This window comes from Sandaracinus amylolyticus (genome assembly GCF_021631985.1).
Taxonomy (GTDB): domain Bacteria; phylum Myxococcota_A; class Polyangia; order Polyangiales; family Sandaracinaceae; genus Sandaracinus; species Sandaracinus amylolyticus_A.
Map to the genome: position 1 here is coordinate 9,048,578 of NZ_CP070225.1, position 17,184 is coordinate 9,065,761.

Consider the following 17,184-nt stretch of genomic DNA (forward strand, 5'->3'; position numbering starts at 1 on the left):
CGTCAGGGCGCGGGCTGGGCCCGCGCCTCGCCGCCCGCGAGCAGACGATCGAGCGCCGCGTAGCTCTGCGCGAGGCCGTCTTCCATGCCGGCGCCGAGCATTCCGTCGCGCTCCTCGGTGGTGTGGAAGAGCGAGTCGTTCACGACGCGCGTGCGCCCGCCCTCGAGCTCCTCGAACCGCACGGTGTCGATCGACACGTAGCCCGGCATCCCGTCCCACTCGAACGTCCACACGATGCGCTCCTTCGGCGTGATCTCGCGGAAGCGCCCCTCGAAGCCGTGCACGCCGTCGCTCGCGTGCTCGACGAAGCGCCAGTGTCCGCCGCGCTCCGGCTCGAAGCGCTCGATCACCAGCCGATTGCCGCGCCCCCACCACGACGCGAGCTGCGCGGCATCGGTGAACGCGCGCCACACGCGATCGCGCGGTGCGTCGAACACGCGCTCGATGTGGATCTCGCGGTCGCTCGGCGTCGTCACCGTCATCGCTCGATGGGCCATGTCTCCTCACCTCTGCGCGGCCGGAGCACGTCCAAGCGTCGTCAGAAGTAGTGATGCGGCTGGGCGTGGTCCCAGTCGTCGTTCGCGCCGTCGGCCCAGTGGATGGGCGCGCTCGCGAGCTCCTCGTGTGTCGCGTCGTCGAGGCACATCACGTTCACCGCGTGGAACGAGTCGCCGAACTGCGGCAGGTACCCGCCGCGCGCGAACGGGCGCACCCCGCAGGTCCGGCAGAACGTGAGGTGCAGGAACGGCTCCGACAGCTTCGGCGGCGTGTGTCGGTAGTCGGTGAGCGCGTCCTCGCCCGAGAGCAGCCGGAAGTCGGGCCCGGGCGCGAACGCGAGCCAATTGCGCGCCTTGCGACAGAACGAGCAGTTGCAGCGCAGCGTGCCCTTGGCGAGATCGAGATCGGCTTCGAAGCGCACGGCGCCGCAGTGACAGGAACCGCGATAGGTCTTCTTCATGAGATAGGAGACGGGTGAGAAGGGGGAAAATCATCGGTCGGGGGCGGCGTCATGGCGTCGGCGTCAGGGCGTCGGCGTCAGGGCGTCGGCGTCTGCGTCAGGGCGTCTGCGTCTGCGTCAGGGCGTCGGCGTCTGCGTCAGGGCGTCGGCGTCTGCGTCTGCGTCAGGGCGTCTGCGTCTGCGTCAGGGTGTCTGCGTCACGCCTCGGTGTCGGCGAGAGATGCGATGCCCATTCGTCGTTCGCAGCCGGGCTCGCCGTGTCACGGCACCCCGCTGCGCCGACGCCACGACGGCGACGCCACGACGCCGACGCCACGACGGCGACGCCACGACGCCGACGCCACGACGCCGACGCCCTGACGCCCTGACGCCCTGACGCCCTGACGCCCTGACGCCCTGACGCCCTGACGCCGATGCTGACGCCCTGACGCCCTGACGCCCTGACGCCGATGCTGACGCCCTGACGCCCTGACGCCGACGCTCGTCTCCGCTTCGCGTCGACCTCGCGGCCAACCGTCTCACGCGGAAGCCGGTGTGTTCCCGCTCGGGGCTTCTCGAGCATGCCGGCGTGCTCGACCGCCTCAACGATGACCGCTTCGCGGTCACCCGTGCTCGCCTCCTCCGCTGCGCTTCGTGCGGCTCCGCGCGGGCGCTTCGACGGTCTGCGCGCGCCGGCGGGTGGGCGGGGCCCCGAGTCGGGCGAAACGGAGGACGAGATGCTGAAGATCACGGAGAACGCGATCGAGTGCTGTCGTGACGTGGGTCGGATCGCGAAGCAGGTCGCGAAGCACGATCGGTCGCTCGCGGATCAGCTGCGGCGCGCGATGGCGTCGGTCGCGCTGAACGCGGCGGAAGGAAGCGTGACGCGCGATGGCAACGGGCGGCTGCGATTCCGAACCGCGCTCGGAAGCGCGCGAGAGGTCGATGTCGCGCTGCGCGTCGCCGAGGCGTTCGGGTACGTCGACGCGCTCGATGCGGAGCTGATGAAGCGTCTCGACGGCATCTGCGCTGCGCTGTGGAAGCTGACGCGATGAACGCGACGCGGCCGGGCGACGAGCTCGGCCGCCTTCGACCCTCGATCACGGTGCTGCCGCGCTGCACCCTGCTGTAACGATCGGATGGTCGAGCATGGACAAGAAGCCGCGAGTCTTCGGGATCTCCTTCGCGAGCGTGTATCCGCTCTACGTGCAGAAGGCCGAGAAGAAGGGGCGGACGAAGGACGAGGTCGACGAGATCATCGCCTGGCTCACCGGCTATCGCGGTGAGCAGCTCCAGCGCGCGATCGACACCAAGGTCGACCTCGAGACGTTCTTCGCCCAGGCGCCCCGGATGAACCCGAACGCGGGGCTCATCAAAGGCGTCGTCTGCGGCGTGCGCGTGGAAGACGTCGCCGACCCGCTGATGCAGAAGATCCGCTACCTCGACAAGCTCGTCGACGAGCTCGCCAAGGGAAAGAAGATGACGAGCATCCTCCGCGGGTAGCGACCGGCGCGCGATCCCCCAAGGAACGAAGGCAGTCCCCGATGATGCGCGCGCGCTCCCCTGCGCTGGAGCTGCGGTCCCCAGCGCCATCCGCCGGGTCCCCTCGCATCGAGAGTGACGTCCCCTCGATCGACATGCGGGGTCACCGCCGTCGATGACGGCATCCCCTCCGACGAGCTCGTGGGTCCCTCGCGACGCGGTCGCGCTCCCTCGCTTCGCGCCCGCAATCCCTCGCGTCTCGTCGCGTGTCCCCGCGAGGAGCATGAAGACGTTCGGAAGGGAACGCGCCGACGATCGAAGGAGGGCGGTCCCGCTCGGGCGCATCGTGGCTGGCGATGCGAGGGACGTCGTCGGCGAAGCGAGGAGCGCGGTGCGTGAAGCGCGGGACGTCGTCGGCGAAGGGAGGAGCGCGGTGCGCGATGCGCGGGACGCCCTCGGCGGAGCGAGGAACGCGGTGCGTGAAGCGCGGGACGTCGTCGGTCACGCAGGGGACGCGACGCAACGACCGAGCGCCTCGCGCGATGAGGGCAGCGTCGGCGCGACGCGAGGGGACGCGGTCGTCCCGCGCGAGACGCAGTCAGCTCTCACCTCGAGAAAGGATCGGTTCGGTCATGGCCAGGCTCACCTACGGACAGAAGGCGAAGCGCGTGCTCGTCTTCCTGCTCGCGCTGCGCAACCGCAGCATCGCCAGCTCGCTCGCGCGCTACGGGTTCGACGACGCCGAGCTCAAGCTCGGCTGGGAGCACCTCAGCAACTTGAGCCGCGGTCGTCTCGACGTGGTCACCACCGCGAGCCCCAAGCTCGTGAACGACGTCGACGCGTTCGAGAACGAGTGGTTCCCGGTCGTCGGCGCGACGCTGCAGCACAAGCACCCCGACGCGCACGAGCTCGTGTTCCGCAACCTCTCGCAGGCGACCGGCGCGGGCGCGGTGATCAACGTGCGCACGTTCCTCGAGCGCCTCGAGCGACTGCCGAAGTCGAAGACCGAAGGCGGCCTCGGCCGCGAGGGCAAGGTCGCGATGGACCTGCTCGCGAAGCGCGGCCTCACGCCGGACGTCATCGCACCGGTGAAGAAGACGCTCGATCGGATCGCGCAGATCGAGCCCGCGACCGCCGCGCCCGAGCGCAATGCGGAACAGGACGCGATCGCCGAGCGGGAGATGTGGGAGTGGTACCTGCAGTGGAGCGCGATCGCGCGAATCGCCGTGAAGGAGCGGCGACTCTTGAAGCTGATGGGCTTCCTGCAGACGAGCGCAGGAGTCGTGGTGGATCCGGAGCTGGAAGAAGAGGAGGACGAGGAAGACGGCGGGGAGAGTGACGAGGACGGCGGAGAGGAGGAGGAGAAGCCGGTGACGCCGGCGGCGTGAGAGTGAGAAGGGGAGAAACGAACGAGCCCGCGGCGTCAGCCGCGGGCTCGTCTTGTAGTTGCAGTGGATGCCAGACTCTGCCGATGGGTTCGGATCGGATTGCGTCGCTCGTGGCCGAGCTGAGCGCGAGGCGCGGAACGCGCGCGTGTCCGTGCTCCGATGTCGAGATCGACACCCTCGAGCGCTCGCTCGGAGCGAAGCTTCCGCGGGCGTATCGCAGCCTGCTCGCGTGTGATGGCCGCGGCGGGCACCGCATCCTCGAGGGCACGGATTGGACGTACCCATCCATCGTCGAGATCCAGCGTTGGGCGCGGGCGCTCGCGGAGCGTGACGGGCTCGCGCTTCCGGCTCGCACCCTGATCGTCGCGATGCACCAGGGATATCAGTTCTTCTTCGTCGACCTCGACGACGGAGAAGACCCTCGTGTCTGGCACTACCTCGAGCGCCGTGGTCGAGCAGTCGAGTTCGCGCCCACGCTCACGGCGGCCGTCGAGGAGCTCGTCGAGTCGGAGCTCGGGAACAGCGACGACCTTTTCGGCAGATGAGCCTCAGCCCTCGGGAATCCGATACACCGCGACCACTCGCTCCCGCGTCGCGTCCACCGCGACCACTGCGGTGCCGGTCATTCGCGCGGGGAACATCACCGACCAGACTCGCGTCGTGCGCGTCACGTCGGCTTCGGTGCCGCGCAGGTGCTCCCATCCGTGCTCGCGCGCTTCGCGCGCCAGCTCCGCGCCGGTCGTGAGCGTCGCGCGTGGTGTCGCGCTTCGATCCGCGCCCGGGAGCGCGCTCAGGTGTGACTGCCACGCGCTTCTCGCGAGCTCGATCGCGCGTGCTTCGGTGACTGGCACGTTCGGTTGGGCGCTCGCGATCGCGCAGCAGAAGAGGGTCGCGAGGATGAGCATCGCGCGGGTCATGTCCTTCTTCACTCCTGCGTGAACACCAGTGAGAGCAGGCTGATGATCGCGACGATCACCAGGATCGCGATCACCGTGTAACAGCCGCGCTGGGCGTTGCGCTCGTCGCGCAGCTGCTTGCGCGCCTTCACGTCGGCGACCTCGTCGCGGCGGGCTCGGTCCATCGACGTCGCGCTCGGGCCGTCGCGGTAGGCGCTGCGGGTTCGCGCGTCGCGATCCGCGGCCTCGAACGCCTGGGGTGCTCGCCGCGCGATCGCGACCGCGAGGATGACCAGCGCGCGCACGACCTTCGGGTCCTCGAGCCAGCTCGGCTTGTCGAGCACGAGGCCTTCGGGGCGCGTGTGCAGGCCGAGCGGCTTCAGCGCGAGCATCTGCTTGCGAACCCGCGCGTCGAGCAGCGCTTTCACGACGTCGCTCGGGCCCGCCTCGACCAGGAACACGGGATCGAACTGCGGATCGTCGAGGACCAGATCGGTGCCGAGCTGCTCCTCCTCGACGTCCTTCGCGTCGCGGTCGGTCTGCGCGATCACGCCGAGGTGCAGGTCGTCGCGCACCGCCTGTCCGAGCACCACGATCTCGGTCCACGGATCACGGGTCGATCCCGAGCCGCGATCGACGAGACGGATCTCGACGTCGAGCCCGTCGAACGTGCCGCGCGCCGCGTCGTGCTCGCGCGCTCTCACGTCCTCCAGCACGCCGGCGGCGAGCTCTCGCGCGCTCTTCATCCCGCGCTCAGGTGCGCGCTCGCGCGCGAAGTCGAGGAAGCACGCTCCTCACGCTGCCCCATACCGCGAGCACCAGGACGCGATCGGGCTCGACCGTGAAGTACACGTGCCGTCGTGTTCGGGGCAGGAGATAGCGTCGCACGACGAGGGTACGCCCGATCCGCGGGAACTCTGGCAGCGTGGTCGCGTTCTCACCGAGGTATGCGAGCGCCGCATCGAGCTCGTCGACGACCAGCCCACGCGCGTCGGGGCGGTTCTCGTCCCACCAGCTCGCGGCGTCCTCGACGTCCCGCAGTGCGTCGGCCGAGAGGACGACGTCGCGCATCAGCGGCGGCGCAGCCGGGCGATCGCGTCCGCCGCGGTGACCACCTCGCCACGCGCGGCAGCTTCGGCGCGCGCGAGCAGCTCTGCATCGAGCTCGGGAGACCACTCGTCGTCGTTCTCGACGATCTCGAGCTCGATCTCCGATCCGTCGGGCAGGTCGGTCGGCTCGTCCACGAGGAGCCGTCCTCGACTGACCCGGCCGCGCACCCGCTGCATCCTGAGAGCTTAGAGCCCGCTCCGGTGGAAGTCGATCGCGTGCCATGCTCCGCGGCATGTTGATCGTCCACGTCCACGTCCGTGTGAAGCCCGAGCACCTCGACGCGTTCGTCGCGGAGACCGAAGAGAACGCGCGCGCGTCGCTGCAGGAGCCGGGGATCCTGCGCTTCGATCTGATCCGCGAGGCCGGCGGCGACGGCGATCGCTTCGTGCTCGTCGAGGTCTATCGGAGCGAGGACGACCCCGCGAAGCACAAGCAGACCGCGCACTACGCGAAGTGGCGCGATGCGGTGGAGCCGATGATGGCCGAGCCGCGCCGCAGCGTGAAATACGGCGAGGTGTTCCCGCGCGAGCAGACGGCGTGGGCGACCAGCGGGTACACGAGGTCGTGATGTTCGAGCTCGCGACCGCGGGGCGCATCGTGTTCGGCGACGGCGCGATCGCGAAGCTGCCGTCGATCGTGGCGTCGCTCGCGGGCGGCGAGGCGCGCTGTCTGTTCGTGACCGGCTCGCGCGGCGAGCGCTTCGCCCACGTGCGGCAAGCGCTCGAGGGCGCGGGGATCACGACGGCGTCGCTCGCGGTGTCGGGCGAGCCGACGACCGATCTCGCGCGCGAGGGGACGGCGCTGGCCCGTCGCGAGCGGTGCTCGATCGTGGTCGCGATCGGCGGCGGGAGCGTGCTCGACGCGGGCAAGGCGATCGCGGCGCTGGTGACGAACGAGGGCGATCCGCTCGACTACCTCGAGGTGATCGGGCGCGGGCTGCCGCTGGCGCGCGCGCCGCTTCCCTTCGTCGCGGCGCCGACCACCGCGGGCACCGGTTCCGAGGTGACGAAGAATGCGGTGCTCGCCGATCCCACCCAGCGCGTGAAGGTGAGCCTGCGCAGCGATGCGATGCTGCCGCGGGTCGCGCTGGTGGATCCCGAGCTGACGTGGAGCGTGCCGCCCGCGGTGACCGCGAGCACCGGGCTCGACGCGATCACCCAGTGCCTCGAGCCCTTCGTGTCGTCGATGGCGAGCCCGCTCACGGATCCGTTCTGTCGCGATGGGATGCGGCTCGGCGCGGGCGCGCTGCGTCGCGCCTATGAAAAGGGCGACGATCGCGAGGCGCGCCGCGACATGGCGCTCTGCAGCGTGTTCGGCGGGATCGCGCTGGCGAACGCGAAGCTCGGCGCGGTGCACGGGTTCGCGGCGCCGATCGGCGGGAGCTTCGAGAGCCCGCACGGCGCGGTGTGCGCGCGTCTCTTGCCGCTGGTGGTCGAGACGAACGTGGCCGCGCTGCGGGCGCGGGCGCCCCAGAGCCCGTCGCTCGCGCGCTACGAGGAGGCGGCGCGCATCGTGTGCGGGCGCGCCGACGCGAACATCGAGGATCTGATCGTGTGGGGCCACGACATCGCGCGCGACCTCGCGATCCCGGCGCTCTCGACCTACGGGATGCGCGCGAGCGACGTGGAGACGATCGCCGACAAGGCGGCGAAGGCGAGCAGCACGAAGGGGAACCCGATCGTGCTCGAGCGCAGCGAGCTGATCGCGATCCTCGAGCGCGCGTTGTGACGTTCCCTGCGAGCGACCGTGTCGACACCGAGTCGACACACCGGAGTCGACAGTGTCGACTCCTGGTCGACAGTCACGGGGCCTCGACGAGCACCCGGAGGCGGTACGCGCCCGGCGTCGTCTGGTCGCCCTCGACCGCGAGGAAGTGCTCGCCTGCCGGGAGCACGCGCTCGAACGCGGCGGTGGTGCCGTTGCGGCAGAGGAGCTCGGGGCCCGCGCATCCGCCGGTGTGCAGCGACACCGAGACCAGGCCCGGGACCAGGCTCTCCGCGAACACCAGGACGCGCCGCTCGGTGGCGAGCGAGAGCCGGTAGAACGCGTCGGGACGACCGAAGCTCGCGCAGGTGCCGGCGCGCAGATCGTCGCCCGCACCCTCGAACGTCGCGTCGATGCGCGCGCCCGCCGACACGTCGATCGCGGCCTCGCAGTGATCGCCGGGGGCCGACTCGCTCGGCGCGCTGGTCTCGACGTCGATGGTGAGATCGCCGCTGGTCGCCGCAGTCGTGACCACCAGCGCGTAGGTGCCCGCGGCGAGCGCCCGGGTGGTCAGCGGCTGGGCGCGGCACGCGAGCTCGCTCCACATCTCGTCGCACTCGGTGCGCAGCGCGACGTACGAGGCGTGCCCGGTGGTCGTCGTCGCGGTCACCGTCACGTCGCGCTCCTGGGCGAGCGTCAGCCGCAGCACCGCGTCGCGCTCGGCGCCGCTCGCGCCGCCGCACGAGGTGCCGCCGTCCTGCAGCAGCGAAGCGACCGGGATCACCACGCGCCCGTCGACCGGCACGTCGATCGCGCTGCCGCACGCGTCGCCCGGCGCGGGCGTGGCCGCGGGGGTGATCTGCGCGGTCAATTGATAGGTGACCACGGTGGGATCCGCGGGCTCGACCACGACGAAGTAGGTGCCCGCGGCCAGGCCGCGGCGCCGGACGATCGGCGCGCCATCGACCACACACGCGAGCGAGTCGGTGACCGCGTCGCAGCCCTCGACGAGCGAGACGTAGAGGCTGCTGCCGCCCGCGGTGGCGTGGATCGCGACGTCGCTCGGCGCGTCGAGCTGCAGGCGATACACCGCGTCCGCGACCAGGCCTCCGTCCTCGCGACACGCGGGCACGACGTCGTCGCGCACCTCGTCGAAGCGGCCGCTCACCGTGACGCCGCTCTGCAGGCGATCGGTGGTCGCGCCGCAGGTCTCGTTCTGCGGCGGGACGCTCGGCGGCTCGACGTCGACGATCAGGGTGAACGGCGCGGGGAGCGGCGTGCGCACGATGATCGCGTAGTCGCCGGGGGCGACGTTGCGCGCGAGGAACGAGGGGCCGACGCGCGTGCTGCAGCGCAGATCGGGGCCGCTGATGCACTCGTCGAGCGGGCGGAGCGCGACCGAGATCGTCGCGTTCCCCGAGCGCGCCTCGACGTGGAGATCGGCGTGCTCGGCGAGCTGGATCCGATAGACGGCGTCGCCGCCGCCCGCGGGCGCGCACGTGAGATCGATGTCGGCGTCGAGGCCGCGCGTGGTGCCCGACACCGTCACGTCGCCGGGCGGCAGGGGCTCGGCGCTCGCGCAGTCGTCGTTGGTGGGCACGCAGTCGTCGTCCTCGAAGTCGAGGGCGCCGTCGCAGTCGTCGTCGCGGCGGTTCGTGCAGAGCTCGCCGACGCCGGGATAGGTCTCGGCGCCGGTGCGCGGATCGTCGTCGCAGTCGTCGCCGCCGCAGCGCACGTCGGGGTGCCCGTCGAGGTCGAGATCGCGCGGATCGTGGGCGCATCCGACGCCGACCTCGCACGAGTCGATGGTGCACGCGTCGTCGTCGTCGCACGCGGGCTCCTCGCCCGCGACGCAGCCGAGCGATGCGCTGCACGTCTCGTCGCCGTTGCAGGGCTCGCCGTCGTCGCACTGCGCGTGATCGGGCATCGCGGCGCAGGCCCGCGCGCTCTCCACGCAGCCGGGCACGACGCACGAGGGCGCGTCCTCGGGCACCACGTCGGTGCAGGGATCGTCGCCCGCCGCGCAGGTGCCTTCGACGCAGCGCTCGGCGCCGTTGCAGAAGCACGCGTCGCTGCAGTCGTCGTCGGTCTCGCAGGACTCGCCGATCCTCGAGCTCTCGGGATCGCAGACGACCGCGGCGTCGTCGGGCGGCGGGCCGGCGTCGGTCGCGGGCTGCGCGTCGATCTGCGCGTCGCGCCAGCCATCGTCGGGCGTATCCATCGGGACGGTGCACGCGGTGCCGAGGACGACGAGCGCGCAGGCGAGGCGAGCGAGAGCGGGACGCATCGCGCGGGCGCTCCGCAGGATGCGTGCCGCGCATTGGCACCACGCGTGCTCTCGCTCGCCGCGCGATGGAGGCGAGAGAGCTCATGCGTGCCCATTCCCACCATGTCGGACGAGCGTTCCTTTCGATCGGGTCGGTCGCGATGCTCGCGCTCGTGCTCGCTGCCTGCGGCGGCGACGACGACGGCGCGACGGAGACGGACGCGGGTGGTCGTGTCGACTCGGGGTCGATCGACTCGGGCACCACGACGCAGACCGACTCGGGCACGCAGGTCGACTCGGGCCAGGACGAAGAGGTCGACTCGGGCGAGCCCGACTCCGGCAGCGAGCCCGACGCGAGCGAGCCCGACGCCGGCGGCGACACCGACGCGGGCAGCGACGGCGGCGGCGGCGACGTGTGCGCGCCTCCGGGCATCGGCGCGCCGTGCGACGCCGAGACCGGCGAGTGCCAGACCGGTCTCCGCTGTTACAGCGGTCGCGAGGGCGACTTCTGCGCTGTCTATCTGGACGACCCCGAAGACCCCAACTACCGCAACGACTGCGGCGGCTTCACCCACGCGCGCTGCCCGGCCTCGGCGCCCTACTGCCTCCGCCCGATCGGCAGCAGCCTCGGCGCGTGCGCGACCGAGGAGGAAGCGATCTGCATCTGCGCGGTCGCGGCCGAGAAGATCCAGGCCGGTGAAGGCACCGAGGGCTGCCCCACGCCCCCCCGCTGATCGTCGAGATCGCGAGAGAGGTATCGTCATGTCCAGGTCGATCCGCGCGCTCCTGCTCGCGCTGCTGATGGTCGCGTGCACCGAGCCCGCGCCCGGCGGCGGTGATGGTGGCTCTCCCGACGCCGGCCCGATGCGCTGCGGGCCCGAGGACGACGGCGACGGTGACCTCATCTCGAGCGTCGACGAGGGGCGCGCCGATCCCGACGAGGACGGCATCCCGAACGACGAGGACGACGACAGCGACGGCGACGGCGTCTCCGATCGCGACGAGGCCGGCGACACGAACTGCGTCTCGCTTCCCTACGACACCGACCAGGACGGCACGCCGGACTTCCTCGACCTCGAGTCGAACGGCGACGGCGTGCCCGACGCATCGCAGGGCACGACCGATCTCGACGAGGACGGCGTGCCCGACTTCCGCGATCCCGACGTCGACGGCGACGGGATCCGCAACTCGGTCGAGGTCGGCGACGATCCGAGCGATCCCGTCGACAGCGACGACGACGGCACGCCCGACGTGCTCGATCTCGACTCCGATGGAGACACGATCTCCGACGAGCACGAGGGCGTGACCGAGCGCGACGAGGACGGGCTTCCGGCCTATCTCGATCTCGACTCCGACGGCGACGGAGTGAACGACGCCGACGAAGCGGGCGACGGCGAGCTCGCGACCGCGCCGGTGGCGTGCCCGGTCGAGGCCGACATCGTGACCGGCGAGGTGCGCGACGACGGCGAGCCCGACTTCCTCGACACCGACAGCGACGACGACGGTCTCGCCGACGGCCAGGAGGTCGCGATCGGCAGCAATCCCTGCGACGGCGACAGCGACGACGACGGAGTCGCCGACGCGTTCGAGGGCGCGTACGTGCAGGTGCACTGCCCCGACGGACCGAGCGCGCCGGGCGCCGAGTTCTGCGACTGCGCGGTGAACGCGGACTGCACGATCCCCGACGACGACTACTACGTCGTGCTCCCGTTCAACGCGCCGCCGGTGACGCGCACGCTGGTGTTCGGCACCGAGATCCGATCGGCCGACGTGTTCTTCCTGTTCGACACGACGGGCTCGATGGGCGGCACGCTGCAGAACGCGAAGGACACGGTCACCGAGCCGACCACCGGCATCGTCGATCGGGTGCGCGCGTCGATCCCCGACACCTGGTTCGGCGGCGGACAGCACGACGACCTGCCGTTCTCGACGTGGGGCGCGCCGCCCGACGACGTCGCGTTCGGGCTCGCGTCGACGATGACGAGCGTCGACGCCGACGTGCAGAGCGCGATCGACGGGATCTCGATCCACAGCGGCATCGATCCGCCGGAGGCGCAGGTGCCCGCGCTGCACGCGCTCTTCTCGGGCCTCGGCGGCACGTGGGAGCACCGTGGTCCGCTCGGCGGCGTGTCGATCTACACGCTGCCGGCCTACGGCGCGGCGTGCAGCGGTGGGCGCTGGGGCGCGGCGTGCTTCCGCCCCGATGCGCTGCCGATCGTCGTGCACTTCACCGATCGCTGCGCGCACGGCGGGCCGCCCGGCGAGGACCTCGTGCACTGCAATCCGTACACGGGCGTGACTCCTGCGCTGCCGGTGTGGCAGGACGCGGTGGACGTGATGAACGAGCGCGGCGCGCGCTACGTCGGCGTGAACGCAGGCGCGGCGTCGTGCGAGGGACCGACGGCGCCGAACGGCGTGTCGACCTGCTACTTCATGCGCCGCACCGCGGAGGCGACGCGCTCGGTGGACCTCGGCGGAAGGCCGCTCGTCTACGATCTGCCGAACGAGTCGTCGCGCGACGCGTTCGTCGACACGGTGGTCGACGCGATCGACACGATCCGGTCGAGCGTTCCGTTCGACGTGGGCACGAGCGTGCGCGGCGAGCCGCACCCGCTCGCCGACGCTGCGCGCTTCGTGAAGCGCCGCACGCCGGGCTGCCGTGCGACGCCGGCGATCGATCCGTGCTGGGAAGCGCCCGAGGGCACCGAGCACGACGACGCGGTCGCGGGCACGGACGCGTCGACGTTCTTCTCGGTGGTGCCGGGCACCCAGGTCACGTTCGTCGTGACGTTCCGGAACGACTTCTTCGAGGGCAGCACGCAGAGCGAGCTCTTCATCGCGCACATCGAGGTGCGAGCGGGCACGGCGGTGCTCGACGAGCGCGAGGTCTACGTGATCGTGCCGGCTCGGCCGGTGATCCTGATCTGATTATTAGTCGCGAGCGCTTCGGCGTGAGGCGCGTGGGGGTGGGTCCGACGCCCGGGGTGCTCGCGGGCTGCCTGACGATCGAGGAGTGAGCGTCGGGAAGCGGTGGTCGCATCGCGGCGCGCGCGTTGCGCTCTGCCGCGATGCTTCGATCAGTCTGTGGTCGGAGTCTGCGAGCCCCCGTCGCACGAGGGCGTCGGACCCACCCCCACGCGCCCGAGACCGCGGTTCTGCCGTCTCACTTGGTCGGGGTGAGATGGCTCGCGACGGGTCCGCGCTTCGCCGCGGCCCCGACGCTCGCGGTTCGGGCTCTGCTGCGCATTCGCCTGGATCAGCCGGGCTCTGCTGCGCATTCGCCTGGATGGAGCCGACGGCACGCGCGAAGCGCGGGACGGCGACGGGTGTGGAGTCGAGGTCACGCGCGAAGCGCGGGACGGCGACGGGTGTGGAAGCGAACGACCACGCCCGCCGAGCACGAGCGTGCTCGTGCTCGTCTCGCGTGACGCCGCCCCCGTGCCTCCTGCCGCCTGCTCGGCTGTTCCCCGATCAGCGCAGTCCGTGCCGGTACAAGAGCCGGTACAGATAGGCTCGATCGATCCCCGCCGTCCTCGCTGCTGCCTTCACGTTGTCGTCGTGCACGCGCAGCAGCTCTTCGAGGTACGCGCGCTCGAACAGCGAGACCCACTTCTGCTTCTCGTCGGCGTACGCCTTCGATCCGTCGACGCCGAGGATCGCGGCGACGCGGTGCTCGCCCGAGGGCTCTTCGCGCGCGAGCTCGGGCTCGGGATTGCCGTCGAGCGGGACCCAGCGCCCGAATGCCGCGCAGCGCTCCACGTGGTTGCGCAGCTCGCGGACGTTGCCCGGCCAGTCGTGCTGCACCAGCTCGTGGCGTCGCTCGCGCGCGATGCGCGCCATCACCGCGGCCGCGCTCGCGCTCTGTTGCTTGCAGCTCTGTTGATGGAGGAAGTGCTCGACGAGCAGCGGCACGTCGTCGCGCCGCGCCCGCAGCGCCGGCAGCTCCACGCACAGCACCGCGAGCCGGAAGTAGAGATCCTCGCGGAAGCGTCCGGCGCGCACCTCGGCGCGGAGATCACGATGGGTCGCGCACACCACGCGCACGTCGACCGCCACGTTCTTCTGGCCACCGACCCGGCGCACCGTGCGGCTCTCGAGGACGCGCAGCAGCTTCGGCTGCATCGCGAGCGGGAGCTCGCCGATCTCGTCGAGGAAGATCGTGCCTCCGCTCGCCACCTCGAAGAGGCCGGCGCGTGGGCCGAGCGCGCCGGTGAACGCGCCACGCTCGTGACCGAAGAGCTCGCTCTCGATCAGCTCGCTCGCGATCGCGCTGCAGTCGACGACCACCATCGGCCCGCGACGTCGCTCGCTCGCCTCGTGGATCGACCACGCCGCGACCTCCTTGCCGGTGCCGCTCTCGCCGCGCAGCAGCACCGTCGCCTCGCACCCCGCCGCAGCCGCGAGCTGACGGCGCAGCTCGGCCGTGCGCTCGGAGCGACCGATGACGCGCGGAAAGCGCGCCGCGAGATCCTCCTCGCGCGGCCCGAGGGACCAAGCCGGCGCGCTCATCGCCGCGCTCCCATGCGGATATGGATGCGCACGAGTATACGGGCGGGGGCTCGGTGGGGGCCCTCGGACTGCATGTAGAGCAAGGGTCTCACGCATATCAGGGTGCCCTTGCGGGACCGGGAGACCAACAGGTCGCCGCACGAAACCGTATACGCGACGTATACGTCACCCCGCGAGCGGCAGGCGCACCACGAAGCGCGTGCCCCGCTCGGCCTCGGACGTCGCGTCGAGCGATCCTCCGTGGGCGATCGCGATCTGCTGCGAGATGTAGAGCCCGAGGCCGAGCCCCTCGCGCTTGCCGCCGCGCTCTCCGCGCACGAAGGGATCGAAGAGCGTCGCGAGCACGTCGGGCGGGATCGGCTCGCCCTGGTTCACCACCTCGATGTGCGCGACGCGGTCCTCGGCGCGAGCGCTCACCCGGAACGGCGGAGCCCCGTGGGTGAGCGCGTTGCTCGCGAGGTTCGAGAGCACCTGCGCGAGGCGATCGGGATCGGCGTGCACCTCGAGCCGCTCGTCGAGCTCGAGCTCGAACCGCACGTCGTGGGTCGAGCACAGCTCGTCGACGACCTCGCGCAGCAGCGGCGCGAGCGCGACCGGGCGCGCTTCGATCGGCAGCCCTCCTCCCAGCCGCACCCGCGTCACGTCGAGCAGCTGCGCGACCATGCGGATCGCACGATCGGTGCTGCGCACGATCCGCTCGAGGGCACGGCGGGTGGTCGCGTCCATGCCGGGCGAGCGCTGGAGCGCCTGCGCGGTGGTGCGCACCGCCGAGAGCGGGTTGCGCAGGTCGTGGCCCAGCACGCCGAGGAACGTCTCGCGGAACTGCGCGTGGCGCGCTTCGATCGCGAGCGCGCGCTCGGCACGCTCTCGAGCGCGTGCTTCGGCCCATGCCGAGCGGAACGCGAGCAGCGTGAGCAGGCCGCCCACGAGCCCGATCGCGATCGCGACCACCCGCGAGTCGGAGACCGCGTCGGCGCGCGGCCGCACCACCAACGTCCAGGGGCGCCCTGCGATCTGCACCCGCTCGACGTGCGGCGCGCCGGTGTGCCCGCTCGCCTCGATCTCGAAGAGCTCGTGCGAGGGATGGGCCGCGGTGCCGTCGTGGATCGAGAGGTGCGCGCCGAAGCCGTCGGGGAACATCGCGCGGAAGAGATCGCCGGCGCGGAACGGTGCGTACGCGAACCCGCGCAGGCGCGCGCGCCGCTCCTCGAGCGTGCTCGGCACGTCGCCGCCTTCGTAGACCGGCACGTAGATGAGGAACCCCGGCTGGACCTCGTCGTCGATCTCCTGCACCAGGCGCACGACCTCGGTCGCCGCGGGCACGCCCTCGTCGCGCGCGCGGTCCATCGCCTCGCGACGTGACGCCTCGCTGTGCATGTCGAAGCCGATCGCCGCGCGATTGCGCGCGTCGAGTGGCTCGAGGAACACGATCGCGTGGCGATCGCGATCGGGCGCTTGATCGGGCCACAGCCGGGGGGCTGTGCCGTCGATGCGCGCGAGCACCGCGCCCTGCCGCTCCGGGGTGATGCGCTCGGACCAGCCGAGGCCCTGGATCCCGGGGTAGTCCTCGAGCCGCAGGTGCTGCACGAATTGCGCGAAGCCCTCGTGGTCGACGTCCTCGTCGTACGCGAAGAGCGCGGCCACGCCGCGGAGCAGCGCGACGTAGGTGTCCATCCGGCGCTCGACGACGCGCACCACCTCGGCGGTCGCGCGCTCGCGACGCAGGCGCGCTTGGGACTCGACCCACTGCGCGGCCACCACCGCCGCGAACGCGACCAGCGCGATCGACGCGACCAGCACGATCCACGGCGTGCTCGAGCCTCGTCGGGGCGCGGTGTCGGGCGTCATGAGCGCGGCGGCTCCGTGGCCACATCGTCCCCGCGACGCGGAGGGCCAGTGGCCAGGACCGGACACCCCTGCGGCCGTCCCGGAGCTACCTTCCGGAGCATGGGTCACCTCGTCGACGGGAAGTGGAGCACCGAGTGGTACGCGCCCGACGCGGAGGGGCGCTTCCAGCGCCCGCGCACGAAGTTCCACGGGTGGATCCGCGCCGACGGGAGCGGCGATCACCCGCCGGTCGCGGGTCGCTATCACCTCTACGTCTCGACCGCGTGCCCGTGGGCGCATCGCACGCTGATCACGCGCGCGCTGCGCGGGCTCGAGCACGCGATCTCGGTGACCGTCGTCGATCCCCACATGGGCGCCGACGGCTGGCCCTTCGATGCGCGCGATCCCGATCCGATCGGGCCCTCGCAGTTCCTGCGCGACGTGTACCTGCGCGCGAAGCGCGACTACACCGGGCGCGTGACGGTGCCGGTGCTCTGGGATCGCGAGCGCGCGACGATCGTGAACAACGAGTCGCGCGAGATCATGCGGATGCTCGACGTCGAGCTCGAGGCGCTCGCGACGCGCGAGCCTTCGCTCGCGCCGGGCTCGCTGCGCGCGCGCATCGACGAGGTGCTCGACGCGATCTACGAGCCCATCAACAACGGCGTGTATCGCGCGGGGTTCGCGAAGTCGCAGCAGGCGTACGACGACGCGTGCCGCGAGCTCTTCGTCGCGCTCGATCGCTGGAACGAGGTGCTCGAGAAGCAGCGCTTCCTGTGCGGCGACACGATGACCGAGGCGGACGTCGCGCTCTTCACGACGCTCCTGCGCTTCGACCTCGTCTACTACGCGCACTTCAAGTGCAACCTCCACCGCATCCAGGACTACCCGGCGCTCTGGGGCTTCGTGCGCGACGTGTACCAGACACCCGGCGTGCGCGAGACGTGCGACCTCGACGCGATCAAGACGCACTACTACTGGAGCCAGGACGCGGTGAACCCGACGCGCATCGTGCCGCTCGGTCCGACGCTCGATCTCGACGCGCCTCACGGGCGCGGCTGATCG

18 protein-coding genes are annotated in these 17,184 nt (G+C 71.4%); 9 read left to right on the forward strand and 9 right to left on the reverse strand.

The features are described from left to right. Nucleotides 1-2 precede the first annotated feature (2 nt). Both I5071_RS38335 and I5071_RS38340 read right to left on the reverse strand, forming a co-directional pair. Entirely contained in the window at nucleotides 3-497 is a 495-nt protein-coding gene (locus tag I5071_RS38335) for an SRPBCC family protein (RefSeq protein ID WP_236518341.1), read from the reverse strand. Between the two features lie 41 nt (nucleotides 498-538). Continuing rightward, the gene (locus tag I5071_RS38340) at nucleotides 539-958 is read right to left on the reverse strand and encodes a GFA family protein (protein ID WP_419249614.1); all 420 of its coding nucleotides are present in this window, start codon (nucleotides 956-958) and stop codon (nucleotides 539-541) included. Nucleotides 959-1,518: 560 nt separating this feature from the next. On the opposite strand from I5071_RS38340, the gene I5071_RS38345 reads away from it, so the two are divergent. The 4 genes from I5071_RS38345 (at nucleotide 1,519) to I5071_RS38360 (ending at nucleotide 4,352) form a co-directional block, all read left to right on the forward strand. Further along, nucleotides 1,519-1,992 carry a four helix bundle protein gene (locus tag I5071_RS38345; protein WP_236518343.1) on the forward strand — a complete coding sequence of 158 codons (474 nt, stop codon included), beginning with the start codon at nucleotides 1,519-1,521 and terminating at the stop codon, nucleotides 1,990-1,992. 94 nt (nucleotides 1,993-2,086) lie between these two features. Further along, the gene (locus tag I5071_RS38350; RefSeq protein ID WP_236518344.1) at nucleotides 2,087-2,440 is read left to right on the forward strand and encodes a DUF2200 domain-containing protein; all 354 of its coding nucleotides are present in this window, start codon (nucleotides 2,087-2,089) and stop codon (nucleotides 2,438-2,440) included. A 611-nt stretch (nucleotides 2,441-3,051) separates the two neighbouring features. Beyond that, entirely contained in the window at nucleotides 3,052-3,807 is a 756-nt protein-coding gene (locus I5071_RS38355; protein WP_236518345.1) for a hypothetical protein, read from the forward strand. A gap of 110 nt (nucleotides 3,808-3,917) precedes the next feature. Continuing rightward, on the forward strand, nucleotides 3,918-4,352 hold the full coding sequence (locus tag I5071_RS38360; RefSeq protein WP_236518346.1) for an SMI1/KNR4 family protein: 435 nt from the start codon (nucleotides 3,918-3,920) through the stop codon (nucleotides 4,350-4,352). Nucleotides 4,353-4,355: 3 nt separating this feature from the next. Here I5071_RS38360 and I5071_RS38365 read toward each other — a convergent pair whose 3' ends face one another. The 4 genes from I5071_RS38365 to I5071_RS38380 are packed head-to-tail and all read right to left on the reverse strand — an operon-like array spanning nucleotide 4,356 to nucleotide 5,947. Beyond that, a complete protein-coding gene (locus tag I5071_RS38365) occupies nucleotides 4,356-4,724 on the reverse strand; it encodes a hypothetical protein (RefSeq protein ID WP_236518347.1) in 369 nt (122 codons plus the stop codon). An 8-nt stretch (nucleotides 4,725-4,732) separates the two neighbouring features. Further along, nucleotides 4,733-5,449, reverse strand: coding sequence for a hypothetical protein (locus I5071_RS38370; protein ID WP_236518348.1), 717 nt, complete (start codon nucleotides 5,447-5,449; stop codon nucleotides 4,733-4,735). A gap of 7 nt (nucleotides 5,450-5,456) precedes the next feature. Continuing rightward, a complete protein-coding gene (locus I5071_RS38375) occupies nucleotides 5,457-5,774 on the reverse strand; it encodes a hypothetical protein (protein ID WP_236518349.1) in 318 nt (105 codons plus the stop codon). After that, nucleotides 5,774-5,947 (reverse strand): hypothetical protein, encoded by a 174-nt coding sequence (locus I5071_RS38380; protein WP_236518350.1) that lies wholly within the window; start codon nucleotides 5,945-5,947, stop codon nucleotides 5,774-5,776. The genes I5071_RS38375 and I5071_RS38380 overlap by 1 nt, the downstream gene beginning before the upstream one ends. A gap of 98 nt (nucleotides 5,948-6,045) precedes the next feature. Here I5071_RS38380 and I5071_RS38385 point away from each other — a divergent pair, with 98 nt between their 5' ends. Both I5071_RS38385 and I5071_RS38390 read left to right on the forward strand, forming a co-directional pair. Then, complete coding sequence (locus I5071_RS38385; RefSeq protein WP_329611109.1) at nucleotides 6,046-6,381, forward strand: putative quinol monooxygenase; 336 nt, start codon at nucleotides 6,046-6,048, stop codon at nucleotides 6,379-6,381. Then, nucleotides 6,381-7,541 carry an iron-containing alcohol dehydrogenase gene (locus tag I5071_RS38390; RefSeq protein ID WP_236518352.1) on the forward strand — a complete coding sequence of 387 codons (1,161 nt, stop codon included), beginning with the start codon at nucleotides 6,381-6,383 and terminating at the stop codon, nucleotides 7,539-7,541. The genes I5071_RS38385 and I5071_RS38390 overlap by 1 nt, the downstream gene beginning before the upstream one ends. A 73-nt stretch (nucleotides 7,542-7,614) precedes the next feature. On the opposite strand, the gene I5071_RS38395 is transcribed toward I5071_RS38390, so the two are convergent. Continuing rightward, nucleotides 7,615-9,804, reverse strand: a complete 2,190-nt coding sequence (locus tag I5071_RS38395; protein WP_236518353.1) for a hypothetical protein — start codon at nucleotides 9,802-9,804, stop codon at nucleotides 7,615-7,617. A gap of 140 nt (nucleotides 9,805-9,944) precedes the next feature. Between I5071_RS38395 and I5071_RS38400 the strand changes: the two genes are divergently transcribed. Further along, nucleotides 9,945-10,517 carry a hypothetical protein gene (locus I5071_RS38400; protein ID WP_236518354.1) on the forward strand — a complete coding sequence of 191 codons (573 nt, stop codon included), beginning with the start codon at nucleotides 9,945-9,947 and terminating at the stop codon, nucleotides 10,515-10,517. Between the two features lie 28 nt (nucleotides 10,518-10,545). Beyond that, complete coding sequence (locus I5071_RS38405; protein ID WP_236518355.1) at nucleotides 10,546-12,711, forward strand: hypothetical protein; 2,166 nt, start codon at nucleotides 10,546-10,548, stop codon at nucleotides 12,709-12,711. A gap of 543 nt (nucleotides 12,712-13,254) precedes the next feature. Here I5071_RS38405 and I5071_RS38410 read toward each other — a convergent pair. Continuing rightward, complete coding sequence (locus I5071_RS38410) at nucleotides 13,255-14,292, reverse strand: sigma-54 interaction domain-containing protein (protein WP_236518356.1); 1,038 nt, start codon at nucleotides 14,290-14,292, stop codon at nucleotides 13,255-13,257. Nucleotides 14,293-14,457: 165 nt separating this feature from the next. Next, nucleotides 14,458-16,140, reverse strand: coding sequence for a CHASE domain-containing protein (locus I5071_RS38415; RefSeq protein ID WP_236518357.1), 1,683 nt, complete (start codon nucleotides 16,138-16,140; stop codon nucleotides 14,458-14,460). 99 nt (nucleotides 16,141-16,239) lie between these two features. Between I5071_RS38415 and I5071_RS38420 the strand changes: the two genes are divergently transcribed. Further along, nucleotides 16,240-17,181 (forward strand): glutathione S-transferase family protein, encoded by a 942-nt coding sequence (locus I5071_RS38420; protein WP_236518358.1) that lies wholly within the window; start codon nucleotides 16,240-16,242, stop codon nucleotides 17,179-17,181. Nucleotides 17,182-17,184 lie beyond the last annotated feature (3 nt).

Coding starts and splice junctions, on each gene's coding strand:
- I5071_RS38375 (WP_236518349.1), bottom strand. CDS start 5,774: ATGCGCGACGTCGTCCTCTCGGCCGACGCACTGCGGGACGTCGAGGAC.
- I5071_RS38415 (WP_236518357.1), bottom strand. CDS start 16,140: ATGACGCCCGACACCGCGCCCCGACGAGGCTCGAGCACGCCGTGGATC.
- I5071_RS38335 (WP_236518341.1), bottom strand. CDS start 497: ATGGCCCATCGAGCGATGACGGTGACGACGCCGAGCGACCGCGAGATC.
- I5071_RS38410 (WP_236518356.1), bottom strand. CDS start 14,292: ATGAGCGCGCCGGCTTGGTCCCTCGGGCCGCGCGAGGAGGATCTCGCG.
- I5071_RS38355 (WP_236518345.1), top strand. CDS start 3,052: ATGGCCAGGCTCACCTACGGACAGAAGGCGAAGCGCGTGCTCGTCTTC.
- I5071_RS38340 (WP_419249614.1), bottom strand. CDS start 958: ATGAAGAAGACCTATCGCGGTTCCTGTCACTGCGGCGCCGTGCGCTTC.
- I5071_RS38365 (WP_236518347.1), bottom strand. CDS start 4,724: ATGACCCGCGCGATGCTCATCCTCGCGACCCTCTTCTGCTGCGCGATC.
- I5071_RS38345 (WP_236518343.1), top strand. CDS start 1,519: ATGCCGGCGTGCTCGACCGCCTCAACGATGACCGCTTCGCGGTCACCC.
- I5071_RS38350 (WP_236518344.1), top strand. CDS start 2,087: ATGGACAAGAAGCCGCGAGTCTTCGGGATCTCCTTCGCGAGCGTGTAT.
- I5071_RS38370 (WP_236518348.1), bottom strand. CDS start 5,449: ATGAAGAGCGCGCGAGAGCTCGCCGCCGGCGTGCTGGAGGACGTGAGA.
- I5071_RS38400 (WP_236518354.1), top strand. CDS start 9,945: ATGCTCGCGCTCGTGCTCGCTGCCTGCGGCGGCGACGACGACGGCGCG.
- I5071_RS38405 (WP_236518355.1), top strand. CDS start 10,546: ATGTCCAGGTCGATCCGCGCGCTCCTGCTCGCGCTGCTGATGGTCGCG.
- I5071_RS38395 (WP_236518353.1), bottom strand. CDS start 9,804: ATGCGTCCCGCTCTCGCTCGCCTCGCCTGCGCGCTCGTCGTCCTCGGC.
- I5071_RS38390 (WP_236518352.1), top strand. CDS start 6,381: ATGTTCGAGCTCGCGACCGCGGGGCGCATCGTGTTCGGCGACGGCGCG.
- I5071_RS38420 (WP_236518358.1), top strand. CDS start 16,240: ATGGGTCACCTCGTCGACGGGAAGTGGAGCACCGAGTGGTACGCGCCC.
- I5071_RS38385 (WP_329611109.1), top strand. CDS start 6,046: ATGTTGATCGTCCACGTCCACGTCCGTGTGAAGCCCGAGCACCTCGAC.